Origin of the sequence: Methylotenera versatilis 301 (assembly GCF_000093025.1) — a bacterium.
GTDB lineage: Bacteria > Pseudomonadota > Gammaproteobacteria > Burkholderiales > Methylophilaceae > Methylotenera > Methylotenera versatilis.
Genome location: NC_014207.1, coordinates 2910423 through 2935390 on the forward strand (window position 1 = coordinate 2910423; position 24968 = coordinate 2935390).

Genomic DNA, 24968 nt, shown 5'->3' on the forward strand with positions numbered 1-24968 from the left:
GTGCTCAGTGCTAAAACTAAAATTAGTCGCCGCATCGTGCCATGGCTAGCACTGGGCGGCTTAATAGCACTCGCGTCTATGGTGGTTGCACCGTTTCTTGCACCTATCGCATGGGCAGGTGTTTTAGCGTATGCATCATGGCCTGTAGCTGAGCGAATCCGCCGCTGGTGCAACAATAAAGACACGCTAGCAGCCTTTTTAGCTACCGCGTTGCTAGCACTGACACTATTTTTACCATTAATTTGGCTCGTCTGGTTGGCGCAACTTGAGCTCGGTCATTTGTTTCCTGCGCTTCAGGCGTTTTTAGCAAACCCTCCACCAGTACCAGAAACATTACGCAGCCTACCTTGGCTAGGTGAATGGTTAATGCAACAGCAGGCTCACTTTACCGCCAATCCCAATGGTGCTTCATTAGTCTTTAAAAATTGGCTTGCTGCACATACAGCAGACCTGAGCATGCTAGCGGGTGGACTAGGCAAAAGCTTGGCAAAAATGATATTTGTTGTCGTCATTTTATTTTTCTTCTTTCGTGACGGCACACGCATTGTGCGCGAATTACGTCACGTATTGGAACGATTTATAGGGGCTCATGTTCACGACTATTTGCATGCCGCAGGCACCACTACTCGCGCCGTAGTGTATGGCATTTTACTCACCGCATTAGTGCAAGGCGTGGTGGCTGGGTTGGGTTACTGGGTCGCTGGCTTAAGTTCACCTGTGATGTTTGGCGTATTAACCATGATATTAGCGCTTATTCCATTTGGAACACCTTTAGCTTGGGGTGCTGCAGGACTGTTGTTATTGTTGCAAGGTGAAACTGGTGCGGCCATTGGCGTGTGGATTTGGGGCGCAGCTATCGTTAGTCAACTCGATAATGTGCTTAGACCTTTATTTATTAGCAGTATTAGCCCAATACCCTTTCTATTAGTGTTATTTGGCGTGCTAGGTGGACTACTTGCTTTTGGATTAGTTGGGCTATTTATCGGGCCAATTGTGCTGTCGGTCGTATGGGCGGTTTGGCGTGAATGGACTGCGCATTTGGATGAAGTAACAGCAGTGAACTAAAAAATAATACATATAAAAAACTTAGAAAGATAAATCAAATGGGTGAAATGCAAACAATTGGAACATGGTGGATGTGGTCAGGTTTTGGCCTATTTGTCGTTGCTATGTTATCTATAGACATGTTCGCGTTAGGTCGCAAAGGTGCACACAAAGTCAGCGCTAAAGAGGCGCTCGTTTGGTCGTTCATTTGGTTCTCACTAGCGCTAGCGTTTGGTGGCGCATTGTGGGCTTGGTTAGACCACACCTCAGGACGCGCAATCGCCGACGCTAAAACGATGGAGTACCTCACAGGTTACTTGCTAGAAAAAACTTTAGCAATGGACAATATTTTTGTTTTCGTCATGCTGTTTTCTTATTTTGCCGTGCCGATTGAATATCAAAAGCGCGTACTTGTTTATGGGGTGCTAGGGGCAATTGTGTTACGAGCACTGATGATACTGCTTGGCGCATGGTTGATTGCCGAGTTTCATTGGGTGCTTTATGTGTTTGGAGTATTTTTGCTGATTACTGGCATCAAGATGTTTGTTTTTGCAGACCAAGAGCCAAATTTAGCCAAAAATCCATTATTAACATGGCTGAAAAAGCATATGTGCATTACCGATACTTATCATGGCGATAAATTCTGGGTGACTAAAAATGGCGTGCGTTGGTTTACGCCCATGTTCTTAGTATTAATACTCGTTGAATTTTCTGACGTAATTTTTGCCATGGACAGTATTCCAGCCATTTTCGCCATCACTAGCGACCCCTTCATCGTATTCACATCTAACATCTTTGCCATTCTAGGTTTGCGTGCGCTGTACTTTTTACTCGCCGACATGGCAGATAGATTTCATTTGCTCAAATATGGCTTAGCCGTAGTACTCATGTTTGTTGGTACTAAAATGTTGATTGTGGAGTGGTTTAATATACCCGTTGCAGTTTCACTCGCGGTGGTGATTGCAGTGCTTGGAATTAGCATATTACTCAGCCTAAAAAGCACGCAGCAAACGCCATCTCACTAGTAAAATTTATAAAGGCACTGCCCTGCGAGGCAATATCAACGCGGCTTTCGCATTCTCGCTAAGTGCTTCAGCACTTAGCGAGAATGGTGATGCCAAGAACTGATACAGGGCAGAGCCTTTTATCTTACATTAAGAGATAACAGCGCAGTGTATGCACGGTGAGTAGAGCTTTTCATGCGGTTGATTACGCAAACCAATCTGCACTAGACGCTTAGATGTGGCGGAATATCATGCGTCGTTGATTAAAGCTTAGATTTCTGAAATACCACACCCTTTCAAGTATTGATAAGTTTCATCATAAAATGATGTTAAACGAGTTAAATCTTGGTTGCATCCTTTAGGCAAATAAATCACCATACCCTGACGTGCTCTTGTCAACAAAACTCGGTACGAGTTTTCTAAGTACCTTTGTTGTGATTCATTGTGGACATGCATCCATTTACTGCCCTTGAAGCTCCAATGTTCAAAAGCATTATTTTTATATCGATAGTCTGCATCCCAAGCAATTAAACACCAATCAAGTTCTAAACCTTGAACTAGGAACTCTGTACCAGCATCTTCTAGAAAGTGGCATGAGCGCACATCATCTTGTGAATTTAAAAACCAATGTGTGGCATCAATTTCATTATTGACGAATATGCCTTCTGCCTTTAACCTCTTAGCACCAGCCGATGCTATTAAGCCACAGCTTTCTAAACCTCTTTTTTGCTTTTTAACCCAATCTTTAGCTTTTGATAAATCCCGTGTTACAAAAATCGGATAATGTTCGCTAATTTGTTGGTAAATTGAAAGTGCTTCGGCAGGCAGGTTATGTATAAGATAATGAACAAAGTGTGACAGCTTATCTGCTCTGAATGAGCGCATAGAAGTAGCCAAATGCAAACTTGACTCACTGTAAGATTGTGTATTTTTTAAAAGATTTATTGCTACATTTTCACCCGCATACTCTTTTTGCTTAAGTTTTTCTGAATAATAAATTTGCCAATCAGTAAAGTTTTTTTCTAGTGCTAAGAACCAGCCATTTAAACCAGCTTCACCATCATTAATTTCTTGGCCGCCACCTATTAAAGCTATTACCACACACCATTGGTCGTGCCTATCCATCACGCTAATTAAGAACTCAGGCTCTGATTGATAAAAACCTGACTGATTACGTTTTTGCTGCATGAATTTAGAAGTTTTTTCTAAACTCCAAGCTCTTTGTGCTTCATCAAAAATCACTACTTTTTCTATAGGTGCTCGGGTACTGTCTCTTAAATATTCATCTCTAAAATGATGAATATTCTGTATAAAACTACCCGTTTCCCTTCTTGCATTTGTAATGCTAATGTTTGGATTCCTAGCCTCACTATCCCTCGCCAGCGCTTCTCGAAGCACATCAACCAAAGGCCCATTTCCTGAGAGAAACACTGCGTGCTCTTCATCTTGAACGTTGTTATGTATAGTTGCAATATTGAGCCCAACAAGAGTTTTCCCCGCCCCAGGTACGCCAGTGACAAAGCAAATTGACTTTTGTTTCTTAATACGTGATTGATGGACAATCTCATTAATGCGTCCAACAGTTTCAGCCAAATTGATCGCATCAGCATCCGAACGAGCAATATCCTCAACATCATGCTTTGCGTACAAAGCTTGTGCAGCTTCTATGATAGTTGGAGTCGGTTTATATCGTCCTTTTATCCAATATATGGGATCTATTTTATTAAGTGATTTATATCTATCTAAAACATCAGCAAGAGTTTTAGATAAATTATTCGCGCTCGATTTGATTGTGGGTAACACTTCATTTAGCTGTTTATTGAAATCTAAGACTTCGTTTTTAGCATTTGTTGCTATCAAGATTGGGCAGATTAGATGCTTATGGCTAGTCTCATGGAAACAGCTTAAATCCATAGCATAACCTTCAGTTTGTCTTAAATCGCTAGACCTAAATTCAGACTCTCCAATTTTAAATTCTAAAACAAAGATGACACCATCCACAACATAAACTACGTCGGCACGTCTACCCATTCTGGGAATAAGCATTTCAAAAAAAACATGGCCTTTTTGAATTGGTAGTAACGATTTTTTTAGGATTTCAATTTGCTGTTGCCAAGCGTTGGTTTGCAGGTGTACTAAATCTTGAGAATGTTGACTTGTGATTATGCCAATGATTTCATCTGTAGATGTAATTAGAAAACTAGATACGCTTGCAGAGTAATAAGCACGATTAGACATGATCGGACTCGCTAAACTTCAACAGCTCAGCTGGTTCGATATTTAATGCAAGTGCAAGTCTTTCTATGTTGATTAAACTGACATTTCTCAACCCTCGTTCAATGCCGCTGATATAGGTTCTATCGAGCTCTGCGATTAAACCTAACTGTTCTTGGCTCAGACCTTTCTCTAGACGAATAGATTTGATGCGAGCACCAAAGACTTTTAGAATTGAATTACTCATGGCGATTCTTCACTGATTTAACTTTTTTCAGTGTGATTGATATGTGACCTTTAAATCTACGGACTATAAGTCACAATATTGAGGTATCTTAAATTCTTAAAAAAGTAAAACGATGTCTAACCTAACTAAGAGAGCCTTTATTCCTAGTTCAGTCTATTTCATCATGACTGAACATCCAATTGTTGCCCTTATTGTTAGAACCGCTTAGATATTCTTGAGTCCGTTCTGATTGAAGAGGAGGGGATTCAGATTAATTTTTGCGATAAATGTGGTGTTTAAAATATTAATGATTGAAGAAGATGTGTCGAGTTAGATATATTAAAATACAAAAAAGCCCGCTTTCGCGGGCTTTTTAATTTTAAATCTCAGCTTTTAACTTAGATTTCTAACTGTGGACGACCTGCTTCTGGCCAATCCAAGTGGAAGAACTCACCACGTGGTTTGTCAGTACGCTCATACGTGTGCGCACCGAAGTAGTCACGTTGACCTTGTAGCAAGTTAGCTGGCAACACCGCACTGCGGTAACCATCGTAATAAGCCATCGCAGCAGCGAAACCTTGTGCTGGAATACCGTTTGTGACTGCCAAGGCAATCACTTTACGCCAACCTTCTTGACCATCGTTCATGGCTTGCGTGAAGTATGGATCTAACATCAAGTTTTTCAAACGTGAGTTCAATGCATAAGCATCAGTAATTTTTTGCAAGAAACGTGCACGGATGATACAACCACCACGCCAGATTTGAGCAATTTCACCGAAGTTCAATTTCCAGTTATAAGCCACTTGTGCTTTATCAATCAATTGGAAACCTTGTGCATAAGCACAGATTTTTGAGCAATATAGAGCGTTTTTAATTGCGTCGATAATCGCTTTTTTGTCGCTTTCAACTTTAATCGCTGGGCCTTTTAGGATTTTGCTAGCTTCAACACGTTCTTCTTTCAAGCTTGAAAGTGCACGTGCATAAACAGCAGCAGCAATCGCGTTAGCTGGTGCGCCTAATTCAAGCGCATTCGCTGCAGTCCATTGACCTGTACCTTTTTGACCAGCAGTATCAAGAATCTTGTCTACCAAGAAGCCAGGACCCATTGGATCTTTTTGTTGCAGAATATCAGCAGTAATTTCAATCAAGAAGCTTGATAGTTCGCCTTTATTCCACTCTTCAAATACTTTACCGATTTCATTTGCTGGCATGCCAAGCAAGTTTTTCATCAACCAGTAAGCTTCGCAAATCAATTGCATGTCGATATATTCAATACCGTTGTGCACCATTTTTACGTAATGACCAGCACCGTCTGGACCAATGTACTCAGCACATGAGAAACCGCCAACCACTGGTTTACCTGGTGTACCGCCTTCCATAGGCTCGCCCGTTACAGCGTCAACTTTAGCAGCGATGTCGCGCCAAATCGGCTCTAAACTCGCCCATGCTTTACGTGTGCCTGATGGCATTAACGAAGGGCCGAAACGTGCGCCAGTTTCACCACCTGAAACGCCAGAACCGATGAAATCGATGCCTTTAACAGCTAATTCTTTTTCACGGCGGATAGTATCTGTCCACAATGAGTTACCACCATCAATAATGATGTCGCCTTGCTCTAAGAAAGGTAATAAAGCGTTAATTGTTACGTCTGTTGCGCTACCTGCTTTAACTAACAAAATGATTTTACGTGGACGTTTGATGCTTAAAACAAATGAAGCTAAATCAGCATGGCCTACAACACGTTCGTGTGATGGCTCATTCTTTTTACATTCTTCAATGAAGTTCACCATTTTTTTAGAATCACGGTTGTAAACCGCAATGGTATAGCCGTGATCGGCAATATTCAGAGCCAAGTTTTGGCCCATAACAGCTAGGCCAACTAGGCCAATATCAGCATTTTGTGTAGACATTTATCTTCTCTTTTGGAGTTGTTTAATGGAAAGGGTATTTTTGTACGCAAGATTATAAAACTTTTAGCGAATTAAATCGTTATAAATTCGCATAATTAGTGCTTTATTTTGGTTTTTTTACGTGTTTATAGAAGAAATGTTGGACTTGTCTTTGATGCTAGGCAAACAATGTCAACTTAGTGCCTAAAAATCACTACTTCTTCCTGAAGAGTAGCCTTGTGGCACATCGTTTTGTAACTCTCCGCATTGCGCGCAACGATGGTCATGCATAGTTGGGCTTAACACCAAATCCGCACTGCCGCAGAACTTACAGTGCTTAGCAGTTTCAACTGGCGCTTTGTGGTGTGTTTCATGATGCTCGGTAGCCACTTTAGTGCTACCCAAACCGTATTTATTATCCATGGTGAAACCTCCATAGTTAATACAAGAAACAAAGATGAAGTGTTAAATTACGCCATTTTAGATATGTAAGCAAGACTTAAATAGTATTGCTAAGTTACTTTTTGACTTGTGCCTTGCAACCTGTATAAGCGACCTTTTCACCATCGTTTAAGGTCGTTGCGTCACCATTAATCAACAACGTAATCACGCCACTGGTAAAGCGATTACTATTGTCGGTAGATTTGGTTAAATTCACTTCATGGTCAGGATAAATCAACCAAGCATCGTTACCATTATTTTGCATGCGCACATAAAACTGTTTGCCTTCATCACATGCGTAGGCAATTGCGTTTTGTGGTGTGCGTGATTGCTCTTGCCCACTCGCACTGAAAGGATTAAGACTAAAAGAACTACAGGATGGCTGCATCGCAATTAAACTTGCCACGATCATCAATTGATTTAATTTTTTTGTCATATCTTGAACCCTTAAAATTTACCGTACTTATTGCAAACCCAAATCATACACATGCGCTAGACATTTATGCATAAAAATTAAGGGGTATACTGATCAAAACACCTTACTAAGTATTTTTACCAAACTTAAGTATGTTTATTAAAGCCAGCGCGGCTTAACCTATCCAACACCGCGGCCCAAGGAGAAGTATCTGGAGGTAACTCAACCAATAAGCTATCCACTTTTAACGCATCTAACTGATGCAAAGCGCCATACAACTGCTCCGCCACTTCTGCTGGCTGATTAGACAAATGCGCGACATGACATTGAGGCATATCGCCATCGCCAATTAACAAGGCAGCACAGGTTTTGCCTGCTGCTATTAATTGCTCAGAAGTAACAATTAAAGCAGCTCTATCTTTAAATAAAAATAATGGTGTGCGTGGAGAGTAATGCAAAGCATGCTGACCTGGCGCTTTGGGGGTTGTGCTCGTAGCTGCAGCTTTATCAGATTCAACCACTTTTCTCTGCGGTCGCCCTGCAACTTTGGCGATATCCGCTTCGCTAATCATACCCGGACGTAGAAGTTGCCATTGACCATCTGCAGCAACGCTCACAATAGTGGATTCAATACCCACTTGGCACGCACCACCATCCAGCACCGGGACATCCGCACCTAAGCCAACCTCAACGTGAGTCGCCGTGGTTGGACTAAGTTGTGTAAATAAGTTGGCTGAGGGAGCCGCAACGCTTAATTTGCTTAGCTTTAGCAATTCAAGTGCAATAGGGTGATTTGGCACACGCAAGGCGATGGTTGGCTCGCCGCCGCGTACCACACGTGAAACATGATGCTTTGCTGGCAATATCAAGGTCAAAGCACCTGGCCAAAAGGCTTTAGCCAATTCAACCGCTACTTCAGGAAAGTCTGTGACCCATTCAGTGACCTGACTAATATCGGCAATATGCACGATCAGCGGATGATCAGCAGGGCGCTGCTTTGTTGTGAATATTTTCTGCAACGCAATATCATTCGTCGCGTCTGCTGCCAAGCCGTAAACGGTTTCGGTAGGAATCGCCACGACTTCGCCATTTTGAAGCCTTCTTGCAGCCTCGTCTAAACTAATGCGCATATAAAATAATTGCTGATACAAAACGACTATTTTACTACTTATGTCACTTAACAATCATCATTTGCCTGCGATACGTTAAAATAGCGCATCTCTATTCATTAAGAAGCCATCATGAAACAAACGCCAGTTAAAGAAATCACCGTAGAACATAAGCCAGCGCAATCAAAACTTGATACGCTTAACGTGAGCAAATGGCCAACTTGGCAAAAAGAAGTGTCAACTTTTCCATGGTCATTCCCAGAGCAAGAAATTGCTTACATTCTAGAAGGAGAATGTGTAGTCACAACATGCTGCGGTACTACTGTTACGTTTGGCAAGGGTGATTTAGTGACTTTTCCAGCTGGCGTGAAAATCACTTGGGAAGTTAAGCAGGCGCTTCATAAGCATTATCAATTAGACGGCAACATCGTTACTCAAACATTCAAACGCATCAAAGCAGCGTTAAAACTATAATTTAACCAGCTTTTCGAAAAGTCAGGTTATACCGATACGCACCCAAAATAGGGTGCGTGTTCATTTTCAGTGGTGCTATTCCGTGAAAATTAAGACGCGACTGACCGCCCCACACAACAACATCACCATGCACTAACGGGATTTTGAGAGTCTTATCCGTTCGAGTTAAGCCACCAAACTGAAAGACTGCAGGCACTCCCAATGAAACACTCACTATCGGCTGATTGAAATCCAGCTCATTTTTATCCTGATGCAAGCCCATGCTTGCCCCCACTTGATATTGATTGATTAAACAAGCATCTGGTACAAAATCATCAAATCCTGCCTCTGCTGCTGCAAAAGTAGCCAGTTGCTGAAAACTGACGGGCATTAACGGCCAAGCTGCATTTGTGGCTGGATCTTTCATATCATAGCGATAACCTTGTCTATCACTTACCCAACCCAATTCCCCACAATTGGTCATGGCAGCAGACATTGCGAAACCCATTTTTGTCATCATATGTCGCAAGGGCGCTTGGCTAATAACCTGCGCCAAATCCATCAATAGTGGCTTTTCATTCGCTAATGCATAACGTTTTAGCAGATAGGCATCTTTAACGATTTCCAGCTTATTTGGCTGCATATTCTCAAATAAATCCATCAGGTTTCCTTTAATTAAAACACTTGGCGCGCTTACAAAGCCGTTTTATCCAAACCAACTTATTGAGTTTATTAAGATATTAGCGATTCAATTTCGAGACAGTTGGCGGACGCTTCACTGAAGTACCCTAAATTTATTCGCAAAACTGCCGAAATAATGCTATATATACATAAAATTTAAACCATTGTTACAAATTGTTTAAATTAAATCATCACCATAACCCTTACATGCCAAGCCTTTCCATCTGCTATTTAGAATGGAATAGGTGTTATTTGTAGCAATAAAAACGATAAATGAGATAAGCGCTAATTACTGAAGTTAGTAACGATTCAAACTACAGACTTAAACCATACTAGTGATGACTTTGTTTTTGGAATTTAATCATGTCAATATTACTTAATACAAGCAATTTGCTGCCACATGGATACTGTATTAACTGGTCGCCGACTCTCCTATGGCTGTATGTATTATCCGATGCTGCCATTGTGCTTGCTTACTATTCAATTCCTGTAACTTTAACTTACTTTGTCTGGCGAAGAAAAGACTTACAATTTCGTGGGATTTTCTTGCTATTTAGCGCTTTTATTCTTTCATGCGGCACCACGCATTTGCTAGAAATTGTGACTTTTTGGAATCCTATTTATTGGGTAGATGCCAGCATGAAGGCTGTAACTGCCTCGATTTCAGTGGTTACCGCAATCGCATTGGTCTATATCACTCCCCAAGCTCTTAAATTACCCTCCCCATCTCAATACGACAAAGAAGTCTATGAGCATTTAAATGCGTATGAAGCATTAAAAGCTGCTCAAGCTTCACTGATTGAACTTGATGAGTATAAAAAATCTGAGGCTGCGCTACATGCAAGTGAGCAGAGACTGCAACTGGTATTAAAAGCCAGCCAACTTGGATTTTGGGATTGGGATATAAAAAATAATATAGTGACTCGAAATGAGCGTTGGGCAGAGATGCTGGGCTATGAATTAAGTAATATTGAAATTACAGTTAGGCAATGGGCAGATTTTGTTCACCCGGATGATCGTGAAATGGCGTGGCAATCAGTTCGAGACAATATTGAAGGCCGTACTCAAATGCATGCACTTGAGTACCGCATGCGCACAAAAAGCGGTGAATACAAGTGGGTGCTTGATCAAGCGCAGGTAGTCTCATGGGATGCCGATCATAAAGCCACTCGCATGTGCGGAACGCATACAGACATTACTGAACGCAAGAATATGGAAGAGCAAGTGCGCAATTTTGCTTTTTATGACACGTTGACGCAGTTACCCAATCGACGCCTGTTAGGTGACAGGTTAACCAAAGCCATTTCAACCAGCAAACGAAGTGGGTACTACGGCGCACTCATGTTTCTAGACTTAGATAATTTTAAGCCCATCAATGATGCACATGGTCACCAAGCAGGTGATTTACTATTGATCGAAGCTGCCAGCCGGCTAAAAGGCTGCATTAGAGAAGTTGATACGGTTGCTCGCCTTGGTGGCGATGAGTTTGTTGTGATACTGAGTGAGTTAAGCCTGGATGAAGCGGAGTCAATTTCAGAAACTAAATTGGTCGCTGAAAAAATACTAGACGTATTATCTAAGCCATACTTACTCACAGTCACTCATACTGGGCAGAAAGATAAAGTGGTAGAGCTTGAGTGCACGGCAAGTATTGGCGCTGTTGTCTTTGTTAAAGACCACGCAAGCCAAATTGACCTAATGAAATGGGCTGATGCTGCGATGTATAAAGCCAAAGATGAAGGTCGAAATTTAATTCGACTTTATGATGGCTCAATCATCCTTTAAAAATCACTGTACTGGCATCTGCACAATATCAATACAGCTAATAAATAGCTAATGTTTGCTATTTGCCGCGACTAAACGTTTAAGCTCAGGCACGCAGGAGCCGCATTCTGTGCCGCATTTCAGTTTATTTTGCAGGGTAATCAAATCTGCGCCTAGCTGTATGGTTTCGATAATATCGTTTTCCGCGACATCTAAACAATTGCAGATAATCTTACCGCGGCTGCGTTGTCCTGCTGGCGGGGTGCTAAGTGGTGCGAGTGCCCAGCGGCGAAGTTCTGCGGTAAACTCACCTGAAGTCATGACTTCTTTCAGCCAATCGGTAGCGAGCGTTTCACCTACCAGGCGCACACCTGTGACTTCTGGCTTGCCGCTATCATTAGTGACTAAAATGCGTTTGCTTATGCCGCGTTTTGCATCTTGATAGTTGAGCAATGGCATGTCATCAGTCATCGCCAGTATTTGGTCAATCTGCTCTATCAATCCGCTTTCTGGCGCTTGTGTGTGGGCTGCTCGTAGAATCAGCATGCCTACATGGTGTTCAGTTTTTCGACCAAATAAACCACAAGTCGCATAGTCAAAATTCGCTAATAAACCACGAACTTTTTCCAGCATGTCTAGGTTCTGAATGGTGCGCATCACGGTCATGCGCCACGGTAACTCTAGCTTTTCAATTTTAATTGCGGTGTGTTTAAGTTCTGGCTGTTTTGATGTTTTATCAAAAGTCGGCGGCATTAATGCATTCACGCCCAAGCCGTGCATGAACTGACTGCCCCAATGCATCGCTATAAAGGTTTGTGACGCTTGCACTTCATCAGACAACTGCGCAGCCAGCACTAAACTACCGCGCTTATTGCTGACTTTGACGATGTCACCATTTTTGATTGAACGGCGCATCATGTCATCGGCGCTCATCTGTATCACAGGCTCTTCGGCATGGTTAAACAGTTGCGCCACCGTACCTGTGCGGCTCATACCATGCCATTGGTCGCGTAAACGGCCTGTGAGCAAATGCAGTGGATGGCGCGCATCAGTTTTATCTGCAGTGCCTTTGTAGATAGCATTGACAAACTGCGCCTTACCGTCTGGCTTTTGAAACACGCCATCAGTGTATAAACGCGCTGCGCCAGTAGTATCACCAGCCTTGAATGGCCATTGTTGTGGGCCTTGCTCGTTAAGCAAGCCGTAGCTTAAGCCGGTAATATCCAAATCTCGGCCACGCGTGGTTTCGCGGTGTTCATTGAAGATTTCTTCAGTCGTTGTATATGGAAATAAGTTAGAACTCTTAGCCAAACGTTTTTCTAAACGTTGTGCAAAATCCACCATAATCGCCCAATCATGCCGCGCTTCCGCTGGTTTTGAAACTGCAGGATTCACACGAGTAATGCGACGCTCAGTATTAGTCACTGAGCCTTCTTTTTCGCCCCAAGTACTGGCAGGTAACAACACATCGGCATATTGATTGGTGTCGATATTGTTATACGCATCTTGCACCACCACTAACTCCGCGTTTTGTAGGGCGGCAATTACATTATTCACATCTGGCATAGAGTGTGCAGGATTGGTACAGGCAATCCAAATGGCTTTAATACTGCCGTCTTTCACGGCATCAAACATTTCAATCGCCGTTTTACCTGGCGTTGCTGGTACGCTTTCTACACCCCAAAACTTGGCAACTTCTGCGCGATGTTCTGGGTTTGCTAAATCGCGGTGAGCAGATAATAAATTCGCCATGCCGCCAACTTCACGTCCGCCCATTGCGTTAGGTTGACCTGTCAGTGAGAATGGTCCAGCGCCGAGCTTACCAATTTGGCCTGTAGCTAAATGCAAGTTAATTAAGGCTGCATTTTTATCTGTGCCGTGTATGCTTTGATTCAAACCCATGCAGTACATAGAAAGGCTAGGGCCTTTACCAAACCATTTAGCCGCCGTGATAATGTCCGCTTCTTTAATGCCACAAATGTCTGCCACCATTTTTGGTGTGTATTCACGCACGGTGTCTTTTAGCGCATCAAAGCCGTTGGTATGGGCATTGATGAAAGCCATGTCAAGCATGCCCTCCCACAGCAATACGTGCAACATGCCGTTATATAAAGCGACGTCAGTGCCCGGCAAAATAGCAAGGTGCAAATCTGCTGCTTGCGCAGTATCGGTACGACGCGGGTCAACCACGATAATTTTTAGATTTGGATTATTTTTCTTAGCATCTTCAATGCGGCGGAAAATAATAGGGTGCGCAAATGCGGTGTTTGAACCCGTGATGAATAAACATTCGGTAGAGTCTATATCTTCATAACAAGCTGGCGGCGCATCTGAACCCAGTGTGGCTTTGTAGCCCGTGACTGCAGAACTCATACAAAGACGTGAGTTAGTATCAACGTTATTAGTACCAATCAAACCCTTGGCGAGCTTGTTGAATACATAATAATCTTCAGTTAGTAACTGACCTGAAATATAAAAAGCAACGGAATCAGGCCCGTGTTTTTCTATAGTTTGCGCAAATTGCTCAGTTAAGTAATTAAGCGAGTCGTCCCAAGAAACACGTTTGCGCGTTGCCTCACGCGTTAAACGCATCTCAGGATAAAGCAGGCGATTATCAAGCTTGGCAGTAAGATGCAGCGTAGCTCCTTTGGTGCATAAGCGCCCAAAGTTAGCGGGGTGATTAGGGTCACCTTTGATGTCAATAATCTTGTCATTTTGGCTAGATATGATGACACCACAGCCAACGCCGCAGTAACAACAAGTCGATTTGGTTTCTTTAATCACTTTTAGCTGAACTTTAAATTTGGTTCTTTTAGGAATGTGAGTCTTAGTTAGGCTAGTTCTAATTTGACTAGTTCTTTAACTCTAGGTACACAACGCCATCTTCAACTTTGGTGTTAAAACACGCGGTTTCACCAACATCTGGCTCTTCTGCTTTGCCATCGACTAAACTGATTTTCCAGCTATGTAGCGGGCAAGCAATTTTATCGCCATATACGATGCCTTCTGACAATGGACCACCTTTATGTGGACAGCTGTTATTGACGGCCAATATGCGGTCATCTTCTAAACGGAATACGCCAATATCAATGCTGACATTGTCTTTGTTTGTTGTGCGAACTACGCGTGCGCCTAATTTTGGAATGTCTTCAAATGGCGCTACTTTTACCCAATTACTCATGATTTTTTGACCTTAATTCAAGCTTACGAAACAACTAATAAATAAATTAACAACAAATTAACAACAAATGAAAAAATTGCGATCCACTGCCATTTAACTAATCTGGCACGTGCAATAAGCGGCGTGCGTGCTGGCGCCAAAATTGGCTTTAACTCGCCATGTTCAAGTGCTAACAGCATCTCTTCTGCTGTTTCAAAACGCACCTTTATATCTCGCGCAATGGCTTTAAGAATAATATTCTCTAGCCAATATGGTATGTCTGGCCTATATCTTGTCGGTGGAATCGGCTCACCAAATTTTGGACGTTGAAACGGTTCAATCTCACCGTGCGGATATTTACGTGTAAGCAAATAATAAAGCGTGACACCTGCTGCATAAATATCACTCTGCACTGTGGCTGGCGTACCATCAAATAACTCTGGTGCCATAAAGCTTGGTGTACCAGGGTTTTGCGTCATCTCCGTGGCAACAATCATACTACTTAAGGCTACACCTAAATCCAAAATACGCAATCGTTGATCCGTCGCTTGGTGAATGTTATCAGGCTTAATATCTCGATGTACGATATTGAGCCTGTGCAACGCAGCAATACCGCGTAACAAATCAATACCGACTTTAGCCACGCCCGCTACAGTGAAATGATGCCCGCTATCTAAGCGCTGTTGTAGTGTCGAGCCTTCATGCCAGCTCATCACGTAATAAAGCTTGCTGCGTTTCTCTGCGGCTACTGGAAATACTTGCGGCACGTATTGAGAAACTACCCGCTTTGCCAGCCACTCCTCATTAAGCAAACAATTACAACTATCGACATCATTGGCTAATAAGGGCTGCAATGTTTTTAATACAAAAAGCTGCCGACTGTTAAGGTGACGAACTTTGTATAGCAAACTTGCACGAGACTCATATAAAACTTCGGTCACCTCAAAGTCGTCTATGGTTTCGCCTACCTGCAATTTATTTGGCACAACTAGGTGTTTACCGTCAGCTAACAACTCAGAAAGGGTTTCTTCGCCAAGTTGCGTAATTCTAGCGGCAACCGCCGTGCTGTTATCGGCGCTACCTTTTTCAATGGCTAATTTGGTGAGTTCGTCGCAAATCATTTGCGGACTATCATAAAGCGCCATCGTTTTATGAATATTTTGCTCGCCCAATACATCCCAAACACCATCGCTCATCAAAGCAAATACATCACCGACTTGAAGCGTACCATCCGCATAATCCACTTCTAAATGTCGATCTAAACCAACCGCGCGCTTTAAAACATGGCGCATTTCAGGTCTATCCCACACGTGGTCAGTAGTGAGTTGCTTTAACTTGCCATCTCTCAGCAAATAAATACGCGTATCGCCCACATGAGCTGAATAATAACGCTGCCCGCGCAACACCAATAGTGAAAGCGTCGTCGCCATACCTACCATATCGCGGTTTGCATTCGCTTGTGCGATTAACCAGCGATTGGCCGCTGTGAGCACTTTATCTAACGCCGTCAGTGGTTCCCATGTGTCTGGCGTGGCGTAGTAATCTGAGGTCACCGTGCGCATGGTCATTTCAGAGGCTTCGCCACCACCCGCGTTACCACTGACACCATCCGCCACCGCCAACAGTGCACCCTTGATGCTTAACTGCGCACTCGCTGGGGTGACCACACCCACGTAATCTTCATTACGTGCGCGCGGACCAGTTAGGCTTGATTGGCCTATTTCAAATTTTAATGACATTGGGTTATTTTACAGCGCTATTATTACTCAACTTAAACTTTGGCTGTTGTCACACTACCCCAAGTGGTTCTCCATCTAGTTTTCACACCTGTTAGACCTATCATGGCTAGCACAGCCAAGCCCGCAAATATCAACAAACCAACTTGGTAATTACCATGTGTTTGTTTAAAGTAGCCTAAACTTGCCGCAAGGTAGAATCCACCTACACCGCCAGCCATACCAACCAAGCCAGTCATCACACCGATTTCTTTTCGGAAACGTTGTGGTACTAATTGGAATACAGCACCATTACCCATACCTAGAATCGCCATCACAGGAATAATAATCGCAAGTGCTAATTGATAAGTCGGTTGACCAAAACTCATAATCACTAGCAAAACAGCTGCAATGCTGTACATAGTCAATAGTGTGCGAACACCACCAATACGATCGGCTACCATGCCGCCAATTGGGCGAACTAGCGAGCCAGCAAATACACATGCCGCCGTACAGTAACCTGCTTTAACTGCGCCTAAGCTGTAAAGGTCATTAAAGTAGATGGTCAGTGATGAAGCCAAGCCAACGAAACCACCAAAGGTTACGCTGTAAAAGAACATAAACCACCAAGCGTCTTTGTCCTTCAGAATAGCCACGTATTGGCTGAGTGACTTAGCTGGTGGTGCATCTGGGCTGTCTTTTGCAAAAATGATGTAAACAAACATCGCAATACCAAGCGGAATTAACGCCAAACCAAACACATTATTCCAACCATAAGCGACTGCTAGAGTTGGTGCAAATAATGCAGCAAACACGGTACCTGAGTTACCAGCACCAGCAATACCTAGCGCGGTACCTTGATGCTCTGGCGGATACCAGCGGCTTGCTAGTGGCAAAGCAACAGCAAACGCCGCACCAGCAAAACCCAAACCTATGCCCAACATTAACGCTTGTTGGAAATTTTGTATGCCGTGCAACCAAGCCACTAGCAAACTTAAAATCACAATAATTTGACCGATTAAACCAGCCATTTTTGGTTTGATTTGATCAACCAACACCCCCATGACAATACGTAACAGTGCGCCGGCCAATACTGGCGTTGCCACCATCAAACCTTTTTGTGCAGGTGACAAATGTAAATCAGCCGCGATTTGCACCGCTAATGGCCCAAGTAATACCCACACCATAAAGCTTAAATCAAAGTATAGAAACGCTGAAAACAGCGTTGGTTTATGTCCTACTTGCCAAAAACTTTTTTGCATCATATTTCCTTTTTGAACTCATTATCTTGTTACGTAACACATGACAACTTTTACCATTCTCACGTAGCATCTAGATAATTCAAGTCGAGATGCCACGTGAGTGAAATAGGGCGAACTTAAGTCCGACCTTCCATTGCTGTTAGCAGGTTTTTAAACCTCAATAATCTCAAACTCTTTATGCTTATCACGATTTTTTACCCGCTCAGCCCAAGGGTCTACAGAACCTTGTAAGGTATAAATCAAGCGCTCATAAGCAGCTTTACGGCCTTCTACATCTTCGAGTATGCGTTGTTTTACATACTCCAAACCTACACGCTCCAACCAATGCACAGTGCGGTCTAAGTAGCGAGCTTCTTCACGGTAAACCTGAATGAAAGCACCTGAATACTCCAGTACTTCGTCAGACGTTTTTACCTTACATAAGAATTGTGCAGCCTCGGTTTTGATACCACCGTTACCACCTACATAGATTTCCCAACCTGAATCCACCGCAATAATACCAACGTCCTTAATGCCAGATTCTGCACAGTTACGCGGGCAACCTGAAACAGCAAATTTAACTTTATGTGGGGCCCACATGTGGTCAAATGCTTTTTCAATATCAATACCCATTTGCGTAGAATTTTGCGTACCAAAGCGACAGAACTCACTACCCACGCAGGTTTTAACCGTACGAATACTTTTGCCGTAAGCGTAGCCAGAAGGCATATCTAAATCTGCCCACATATCGACCAGGTCTTCTTTTTTCACGCCGAGCAAGTCAATACGCTGACCACCTGTGACCTTCACCATAGGCACTGCATACTTATCCGCCACATCGGCGATTTTGCGCAGTTGATCTGGTGTAGTCACGCCACCATACATACGCGGAATCACTGAATAAGTACCATCTTTTTGAATATTGGCGTGCACACGCTCATTAATAAAGCGTGATTGCGGATCATCTTGAGCCTCATGTGGCCAAGTAGAAAGCAAGTAATAATTCAGTGCTGGTCGGCAAGTTGCGCAACCGTTTGGCGTGCGCCATCCCATGCCCTTCATCGCATCTGGAATGTTTAAATATTTGTGTGTGCGAATTTCTGCACGAACCTCTTCATGATTCCTATCGGTACAGCCGCAAACCGCTTTGCTGGTTGACGGTGGTGCATAACCACCACCTAAAGTCGAAGCTAAAATCTGCTCAACTAGGCCAACGCATGAACCACAGCTTGAACCTGCTTTAGTTTGTTTTTTCACATCATCAATAGTGAATAAACCTTGGTCTTGAATCGCTTTGACGATAGTGCCTTTGCACACGCCATTACAACCACATACTTCCATTTCATTGGTCATGGTAGATGCTTGGTTTTGACCTTGATGACCGGTATCACCAATCGCAGATGGGCCAAACATTAAGTGATCACGAATCTCATGGATAGGCTTGCCATCCCTAAGCATTTGAAAATACCACGAACCGTCCGTGGTATCCCCATAAAGCACGCCACCAACGATTTTGTCGTTTTTGATGATGAGTTTTTTGTATACCCCACCAACTGCATCGTGCAAAACAATCTCTTCTGTTTCTTCGTCACCAGTGAAGTCGCCAGCACTGAACAAATCAATCCCTGTCACTTTTAACTTTGTAGAGGTCACAGAACCTTTATATAAACCAATACCAAAATTAGCCAAATGTGTTGCGCAAACTTTTGCCATTTCAAACAATGGCGCAACTAAACCGTATGAAATACCGCGATGCGCAACGCATTCGCCCACGGCATACACACGTGGATCGAAAGTCTGCATGGTGTCATTCACCACCACACCTTTGTCACAGTGGATACCAGCAGATTCAGCGAGTGCGAAATTAGGACGAATACCAACAGCCAATACTAATAAATCAGCAGGTAATTCAAAACCTTCTTTAAAACGAACCGCTTTAACACGACCGCTTTCATCACCAACGATAGTTTCCGTATTGGTAGACAGATGGAATTTAAGACCCTTAGCTTCTAAAGATTTTTGCAGCATGATGCCTGCAGTTTTATCTAATTGCTTCTCTAATAACCATTCGTTTCTATGAATGACAGTCACATCCATACCTTGAATACTTAAGCCATTAGCGGCTTCTAAACCAAGCAACCCACCACCCACTACGACAGCATGTTTGTATTTTTTTGCAGCGGCGATCATGTCGTTAGTATCTTTAATGTCGCGATATCCCAAAACGCCTTCAAGCTGATTGCCTGGAATCGGCGGCATAAATGGTTTTGAACCAGTAGCCAAAAGCAAGCGGTCATATTCCGCACTGGTACCATCTTCAGCATAAACCACGCGGTTTTTACGATCAATTTTGTTGATGCGCGCATTGGTATGCAGCGTAATGTTATGTTCAGCATACCATTCACGCGTATTTAGAATAATATCGTCAATCGTTTGCTCGTTCGCCAACACTGGCGATAGCATGATGCGATTGTAGTTAGGATAAGGCTCATCGCCAAACACGGTAATATCGTAGATATCAGGTGCAATTTTCAGCAACTCTTCTACTGTACGCATGCCCGCCATGCCGTTACCAACTACTACTAATTTCATTTTTTGCATAATTCAATCATCTTTTCAGTTAGATTTTTTGGTGCATTAATTCAAAGTCACAGACCCATAAAAGCAATATCTATACCAATAAACAAGAGAATTTAAATCTCATTTAAATACAAATGCTTATGTTTATATATTTAATAAATCAACTTTGAATTAAGCCCACAAACGTACTTATGCACCAAAATGGAAATCCATCATGGTGCATAAGTAACTAAACATAATTGTTTTTTAAACTGATATTAAATCGCCTTAGAATGTGTACATTGCAGTTAACCAAAGCTTTTCGGTATCACGAATACGGCTAGCAGTAGCTACATATTGGTCGCTCTCAGTAAACTTACCGTATTCAAGCTTAGTCATAATGTTACTATTCACGTTATATGTGACAGCCGCATTCCACTCCTTACCGTACTTATCTCCAGTACCTCCACCGACTTTAGCGAAATCTACATCAGAATTAATCACATGGTAATCAGCAAAGAATAGGAAATCATCTAAACGATAAGTTGCAGTAACAAAGGTATCTTTAATACCTTGCCTAGGCGTCGCTAGAAACTTATCGACCCAGCCTTGGAATAAGTGATTCGTACCAAATGGTGTTTGAAACGCAAATTTACCATTATTGCTAGAGAGGGTTTCCTGGTCGAGGCGGATATTAAACGCATCAAAACCAACGCCACCGCCTAGCTTCAAATAATGCGCATCAATGCGACTGTCACCACCTGAATAATCCGTTTGTTTGGCATACTCAGCCGTGTAAGCTGCTCTAAAGTTTGGACTGAATGGATGAGTACCATCCAAACGTAGACCTAAAGTTTTATTTGATTGATTAGCTGAAGGATTGCCAGCGCCAAACCAAGCATTACCAAAACCTAAGTCATCAAATTTTGAGAAGTATCCATAACCCGTTAAGCCCTCTGTCCCTGAAATGCTATATTTAGCATTCACAATATCTAACGCACCCGCAGTACGGTATCTGGTATTGATTTGGTTGACTGATTCAAAGTGTGCAGCGTATACACTGGTATCAGGGATAGATTTATTTGTCACAGAAACACCATCAAACACTTGCATGACTTGTCTAAAACCAATATCACCAATAAAGCGTACATTGTCTAAATTGGTTTGTTGGCGGCCCAAGCGGAATTTGGTGTTCTTAATGCCAGTCCAGTCAATGTAAGCTTGATTGATATTAGTTTGATCAGGATCTACCACTTTGGCATAACCTGAATTATCAGGCTGATTTGATGCCGCATTAATAGGCGTGAAGCTTGTGCCATCGTTATAGTTATCATTTAACTTAGTCACGTTAATGATTTGGGCTGCAAAACTAAAGTTGTGAAATGGTGATGTTTGCCAGCCAATTAAGCTGCGTAAGGTAAAAGCATTAGCATCCTCAAGTGGCTTGGTTGCAAATGGCGTTCCTGCAGGGCCGTTACCATCTTGTTGCACATTTTCATAACGCAGCCTGAAGCTGGTCATTGGCTTACCTTCCTTAATTGAATCAAGAAAAGTATATTCAGGTTCCGCAACAGCTTCTTCTTCCGCATAAGCGTTTTGCGCCATGCTCGCAAGCGCTAAAGTTGTGCAAGCCATCATTAAATTAAGCTTAAATGTAGAATTGATTTTCATATTATTCCCTTTAGTAAGATGTTGATTTTGTATATTCATTATATTTATTATGTGGTTATGCTGCTTTTTTAGCATGGCGCTCATACAAAAAGCGCAATACTTCACTACGTAAATGGTTGTAGTCTTTGTCTTCGGCTAATGCTAAACGCGCTCTTGGACGAGGTAGGTTCACCTCTAAAATTTCACCTATGCCGGCTGATGGGCCATTAGTCATCATCACTACGCGGTCAGACAATAAAATGGCTTCATCAACATCGTGCGTCACCATTACCGCTGTACAGCCAGTTTTAGCCATAATCTTCATGAGCTCATCTTGCAGATTTGCGCGAGTTAAAGCATCTAATGCGCCAAATGGCTCATCTAATAACAACACTTTTGGCTCCATCGCCAAAGCACGGGCAATGCCTACACGCTGCTTCATACCACCTGAAATCTCATTCGGGCGCTTATCTGTTGCGTGTGTTAAGCCGACTAACTCTAATGCTGCATCAGTACGCGCTTTAAGTTGTACTTTGCTTTCGCTTGCATCTGCACTTGCACCAAATACGCGCTCTACTGCTAAATACACGTTCTCATAACAGGTTAACCAAGGCAGTAGTGAGTGGTTTTGAAAAACTACCGCACGCTCTGGTCCTGGTCCTGCAATCTCACGACCTGCGCAAAACAACAAGCCTTCTGTTGGCTGTGTTAACCCTGCAATCAGGTTTAATACGGTTGATTTTCCACAACCAGAGTGCCCGATGATTGAAATGAACTCACCTTCTTTAATGCTCAGGTTGATATTTTTTAGTGCGTTAAAGTCACCTTTTTTGGTCGAGAATGTCATATCAACATTCTCTAATTGCACATATCTATCAGCATTTGCTTTTTCTGGGTTCAGTATTTTTTCCATGATCATTCCTAAAGTAATGTCTAAAATTTAATTAGTTAGCAAACAAATTACTCATAACTGAATTTTTTGGCGATTTGTGTCAGCGCGAACTCTAAAAGCAAGCCGACAATACCTACTACAAAAATTGCGATAATGATGTGTTCTACATTCAGGTTATTCCATTCGTCCCACACCCAGAAGCCAATACCCACACCGCCTGTTAGCATTTCAGCAGCCACAATCACTAACCACGCTACGCCGATAGAAAGGCGTACACCTGTCATCATGTAAGGTAAAACGAATGGGAAAAGAATTTTAGTCACAATTTTCCACTCGCTTAAATTAAGCACCTTAGCCACGTTCATATAGTCTTGCGGCACTTTACTAACGCCTACGGAGGTGTTGATAATCATTGGCCAAATCGCTGAGATAAAAATCACCCAAATCGCCGCTGGATTGGCTGCTTTGAACACTAGCAGACCAATTGGCAACCAAGCTAACGGTGAAACAGGGCGCAATAAGCTGATGATAGGCGAGGTCATACGAGACATAAACTCAAAGCGACCAATAATGAAGCCAAGCGGAATGCCCACTAGCGCTGCCAAGCTAAAACCTAAAGCCACACGCTGTAACGAAGCTAGAATATTCCAACCCACACCTTGGTCATTTGGCCCATTGACATAAAACGGATCGCTAAATAACTCAATCGCTGAATACCAAGTTTTGAGCGGGCCTGGCAAATTAGGCGATTGATGAGAGATCAATGTCCAAACTGCAAGTAGCAGCAAAACACCAAATACTGGCGGCAAAACCACATTCAAAACACTATAGATTTGTGCTTTGCGTTTACTTGGCTTATTGCTCAATAGCGCACTACTCTTTTTGGTCACTACTTTTGCCACTTCAGTTTTTGCAGCTTCTGCTTTTGCTGCCTCGGCAATCACTACTTTCTCTGTATCAGCCATAGCAGCTCCTTTGCTTACAACAGTTTCTTTACTTTGCATGATGGCTTTTAAGCTTTCTTTACTTATACTAGTCGCGCTCATAATTGGCTCCTGAGTGTCTCTTTAAACTGAGTTTCTTTTAAAAAGCTTTATGCTTTTATCTTGAATGAAGCAGCATAGGCCGCTGGATTTTTACCATCCCACACCACGCCATCCATCAACTTGCTTGATCGCATCACATCTTTTGGTACGCTAATACCTAATTGCGTTGCTGCTTCGGTGTAGAGCTGTACTTGATTGATTTTCTTAGCAACCGCTAAGTAATCTGGATCTGATTTCAACAAGCCCCAACGTTTGTGCTGTGTTAAGAACCACATACCGTCTGACAAGTATGGGAAGTTCACTTTGCCATCCTCAAAGAACTTCATGAAGTTAGGATCTTTCCATTTTTTACCGATACCATTGTCGTAATCGCCCACAAAACGGCCAGCAATCACTTCTTCAGGCGCATTCACATACGCTTTGCCTGAAATTAATTTAGCGACTTTTGCACGATTCTCTGTTGCTTCGATATAACGACAAGCATCTAGAATTGCCATGATCATGGCACGTGAAGTATTCGGGTTTTTAGCCACAAACTCAGCTGTAGTTCCCAATACTTTCTCAGGGTGATCTACCCAAATGTCTTGAGAGGTAGCAACGGTGTAGCCGACTTTGTCATAAATTGCGCGAGCATTCCATGGCTCACCTACGCAGTAACCATCCATATTGCCAATACGCATATTGGCAACCATTTGTGGTGGAGGAACTACAATAGTTTTAACGTCTTTGATTGGGTTGATACCATTTGCCGCAAGCCAGTAGTTAAGCCACATTGCATGTGTACCCGTTGGGAAAGTTTGCGCAAATGTGTAATCGCGGTTTTCATTATCTAGAAGGCGTTTTAGGCTATGGCCATCTTTAACGCCTTTATCTTTTAGCTGATTAGCTAAAGTAATGCCTTGACCGTTGTGGTTCAACGTCATCAACACAGCCATGTCTTTTTGTTGACCGCCAATACCCAGTTGCACGCCATACACCAAGCCATATAGCACGTGAGCTGCATGTAACTCACCATTCACTGTTTTATCGCGAATCGCTGCCCAAGAGGCTTCTTTTGATGGCGTGATTTTGATACCGTATTTTTTATCAAAGCCCATTTCTGCAGCCACAACAATCGGTGCGCAGTCAGTCAGAGGAATAAAACCAATTTTCACTTCAGTAATTTCTGGGGCATCTGAACCTGCTGCATAAGCGTTAGTACTGATACCTTTTGGCACAATACCCATCACTGCCGCAGCGCCAAACGCGCCTGCCATCGTCGTGCGAAAAAAGTCACGACGGCTACTATCTACCGTTGGCTTAACATCTAGATTAAGTGCTGTATCGTTAGTATTCATCTTTTTTAATCTCCTGAATTAATCAAACTGTCTAAACTTAAAACCATCTAAACCTGCATTTTAAAAAATCGTTACTTAAAACTTGTAGTGCTATTTCCGGGCAACAAAAAAGGCGTCTGGTAAGCAAT

The 24968-nt window shown here is 42.7% G+C and carries 20 protein-coding genes; 4 read left to right on the plus strand and 16 right to left on the minus strand.

Annotated features, from left to right (window positions below):
- Both M301_RS13400 and M301_RS13405 read left to right on the plus strand, forming a co-directional pair.
- Positions 1-1065 carry an AI-2E family transporter gene (locus M301_RS13400; RefSeq protein WP_013149322.1) on the plus strand — a complete coding sequence of 355 codons (1065 nt, stop codon included), beginning with the start codon at positions 1-3 and terminating at the stop codon, positions 1063-1065.
- A gap of 38 nt (positions 1066-1103) precedes the next feature.
- The gene (locus tag M301_RS13405; protein ID WP_013149323.1) at positions 1104-2069 is read left to right on the plus strand and encodes a TerC family protein; all 966 of its coding nucleotides are present in this window, start codon (positions 1104-1106) and stop codon (positions 2067-2069) included.
- A 249-nt stretch (positions 2070-2318) separates the two neighbouring features.
- On the opposite strand, the gene M301_RS13410 is transcribed toward M301_RS13405, so the two are convergent.
- The 6 genes from M301_RS13410 to M301_RS13435 all read right to left on the minus strand — a co-directional run bounded on the left by M301_RS13410 (position 2319) and on the right by M301_RS13435 (position 8363).
- A complete protein-coding gene (locus tag M301_RS13410) occupies positions 2319-4286 on the minus strand; it encodes a DUF2075 domain-containing protein (protein WP_013149324.1) in 1968 nt (655 codons plus the stop codon).
- On the minus strand, positions 4279-4509 hold the full coding sequence (locus M301_RS13415) for a helix-turn-helix domain-containing protein (protein ID WP_013149325.1): 231 nt from the start codon (positions 4507-4509) through the stop codon (positions 4279-4281). Before M301_RS13415 ends, M301_RS13410 begins: the two co-directional genes overlap by 8 nt.
- A gap of 377 nt (positions 4510-4886) precedes the next feature.
- Positions 4887-6398, minus strand: coding sequence for an NADP-dependent phosphogluconate dehydrogenase (gndA, locus tag M301_RS13420; protein WP_013149326.1), 1512 nt, complete (start codon positions 6396-6398; stop codon positions 4887-4889).
- Between the two features lie 183 nt (positions 6399-6581).
- Positions 6582-6800, minus strand: a complete 219-nt coding sequence (locus tag M301_RS13425; RefSeq protein WP_013149327.1) for a hypothetical protein — start codon at positions 6798-6800, stop codon at positions 6582-6584.
- Positions 6801-6894: 94 nt separating this feature from the next.
- Complete coding sequence (locus M301_RS13430; RefSeq protein WP_013149328.1) at positions 6895-7254, minus strand: hypothetical protein; 360 nt, start codon at positions 7252-7254, stop codon at positions 6895-6897.
- A gap of 125 nt (positions 7255-7379) precedes the next feature.
- Positions 7380-8363: an L-threonylcarbamoyladenylate synthase gene (locus M301_RS13435; protein WP_013149329.1), complete on the minus strand. Its 984-nt coding sequence runs from the start codon at positions 8361-8363 to the stop codon at positions 7380-7382.
- Between the two features lie 111 nt (positions 8364-8474).
- Here M301_RS13435 and M301_RS13440 point away from each other — a divergent pair, with 111 nt between their 5' ends.
- Positions 8475-8816, plus strand: a complete 342-nt coding sequence (locus tag M301_RS13440) for a cupin domain-containing protein (RefSeq protein WP_013149330.1) — start codon at positions 8475-8477, stop codon at positions 8814-8816.
- Position 8817: 1 nt separating this feature from the next.
- On the opposite strand, the gene alkB is transcribed toward M301_RS13440, so the two are convergent.
- Positions 8818-9456 (minus strand): DNA oxidative demethylase AlkB, encoded by a 639-nt coding sequence (gene alkB / locus M301_RS13445; protein WP_013149331.1) that lies wholly within the window; start codon positions 9454-9456, stop codon positions 8818-8820.
- A 383-nt stretch (positions 9457-9839) separates the two neighbouring features.
- On the opposite strand from alkB, the gene M301_RS13450 reads away from it, so the two are divergent.
- Positions 9840-11261 carry a sensor domain-containing diguanylate cyclase gene (locus tag M301_RS13450; RefSeq protein ID WP_013149332.1) on the plus strand — a complete coding sequence of 474 codons (1422 nt, stop codon included), beginning with the start codon at positions 9840-9842 and terminating at the stop codon, positions 11259-11261.
- Between the two features lie 48 nt (positions 11262-11309).
- Here M301_RS13450 and M301_RS13455 read toward each other — a convergent pair whose 3' ends face one another.
- From M301_RS13455 to M301_RS13495, 9 genes are all read right to left on the minus strand, one after another.
- Positions 11310-14024: a nitrate reductase gene (locus M301_RS13455; RefSeq protein ID WP_013149333.1), complete on the minus strand. Its 2715-nt coding sequence runs from the start codon at positions 14022-14024 to the stop codon at positions 11310-11312.
- A gap of 67 nt (positions 14025-14091) precedes the next feature.
- Complete coding sequence (gene nirD / locus M301_RS13460; RefSeq protein ID WP_013149334.1) at positions 14092-14421, minus strand: nitrite reductase small subunit NirD; 330 nt, start codon at positions 14419-14421, stop codon at positions 14092-14094.
- 23 nt (positions 14422-14444) lie between these two features.
- The gene (locus M301_RS13465) at positions 14445-16139 is read right to left on the minus strand and encodes a bifunctional protein-serine/threonine kinase/phosphatase (protein WP_013149335.1); all 1695 of its coding nucleotides are present in this window, start codon (positions 16137-16139) and stop codon (positions 14445-14447) included.
- A gap of 32 nt (positions 16140-16171) precedes the next feature.
- Complete coding sequence (locus M301_RS13470) at positions 16172-17377, minus strand: nitrate/nitrite transporter (RefSeq protein WP_013149336.1); 1206 nt, start codon at positions 17375-17377, stop codon at positions 16172-16174.
- 150 nt (positions 17378-17527) lie between these two features.
- On the minus strand, positions 17528-19957 hold the full coding sequence (gene nirB, locus M301_RS13475) for a nitrite reductase large subunit NirB (protein WP_013149337.1): 2430 nt from the start codon (positions 19955-19957) through the stop codon (positions 17528-17530).
- 246 nt (positions 19958-20203) lie between these two features.
- Complete coding sequence (locus M301_RS13480; protein ID WP_013149338.1) at positions 20204-21586, minus strand: alginate export family protein; 1383 nt, start codon at positions 21584-21586, stop codon at positions 20204-20206.
- 55 nt (positions 21587-21641) lie between these two features.
- Positions 21642-22478 (minus strand): ABC transporter ATP-binding protein, encoded by an 837-nt coding sequence (locus M301_RS13485; protein ID WP_013149339.1) that lies wholly within the window; start codon positions 22476-22478, stop codon positions 21642-21644.
- Between the two features lie 47 nt (positions 22479-22525).
- Complete coding sequence (gene ntrB / locus M301_RS13490; protein WP_013149340.1) at positions 22526-23503, minus strand: nitrate ABC transporter permease; 978 nt, start codon at positions 23501-23503, stop codon at positions 22526-22528.
- A 47-nt stretch (positions 23504-23550) separates the two neighbouring features.
- On the minus strand, positions 23551-24840 hold the full coding sequence (locus tag M301_RS13495; RefSeq protein ID WP_013149341.1) for a CmpA/NrtA family ABC transporter substrate-binding protein: 1290 nt from the start codon (positions 24838-24840) through the stop codon (positions 23551-23553).
- Positions 24841-24968 lie beyond the last annotated feature (128 nt).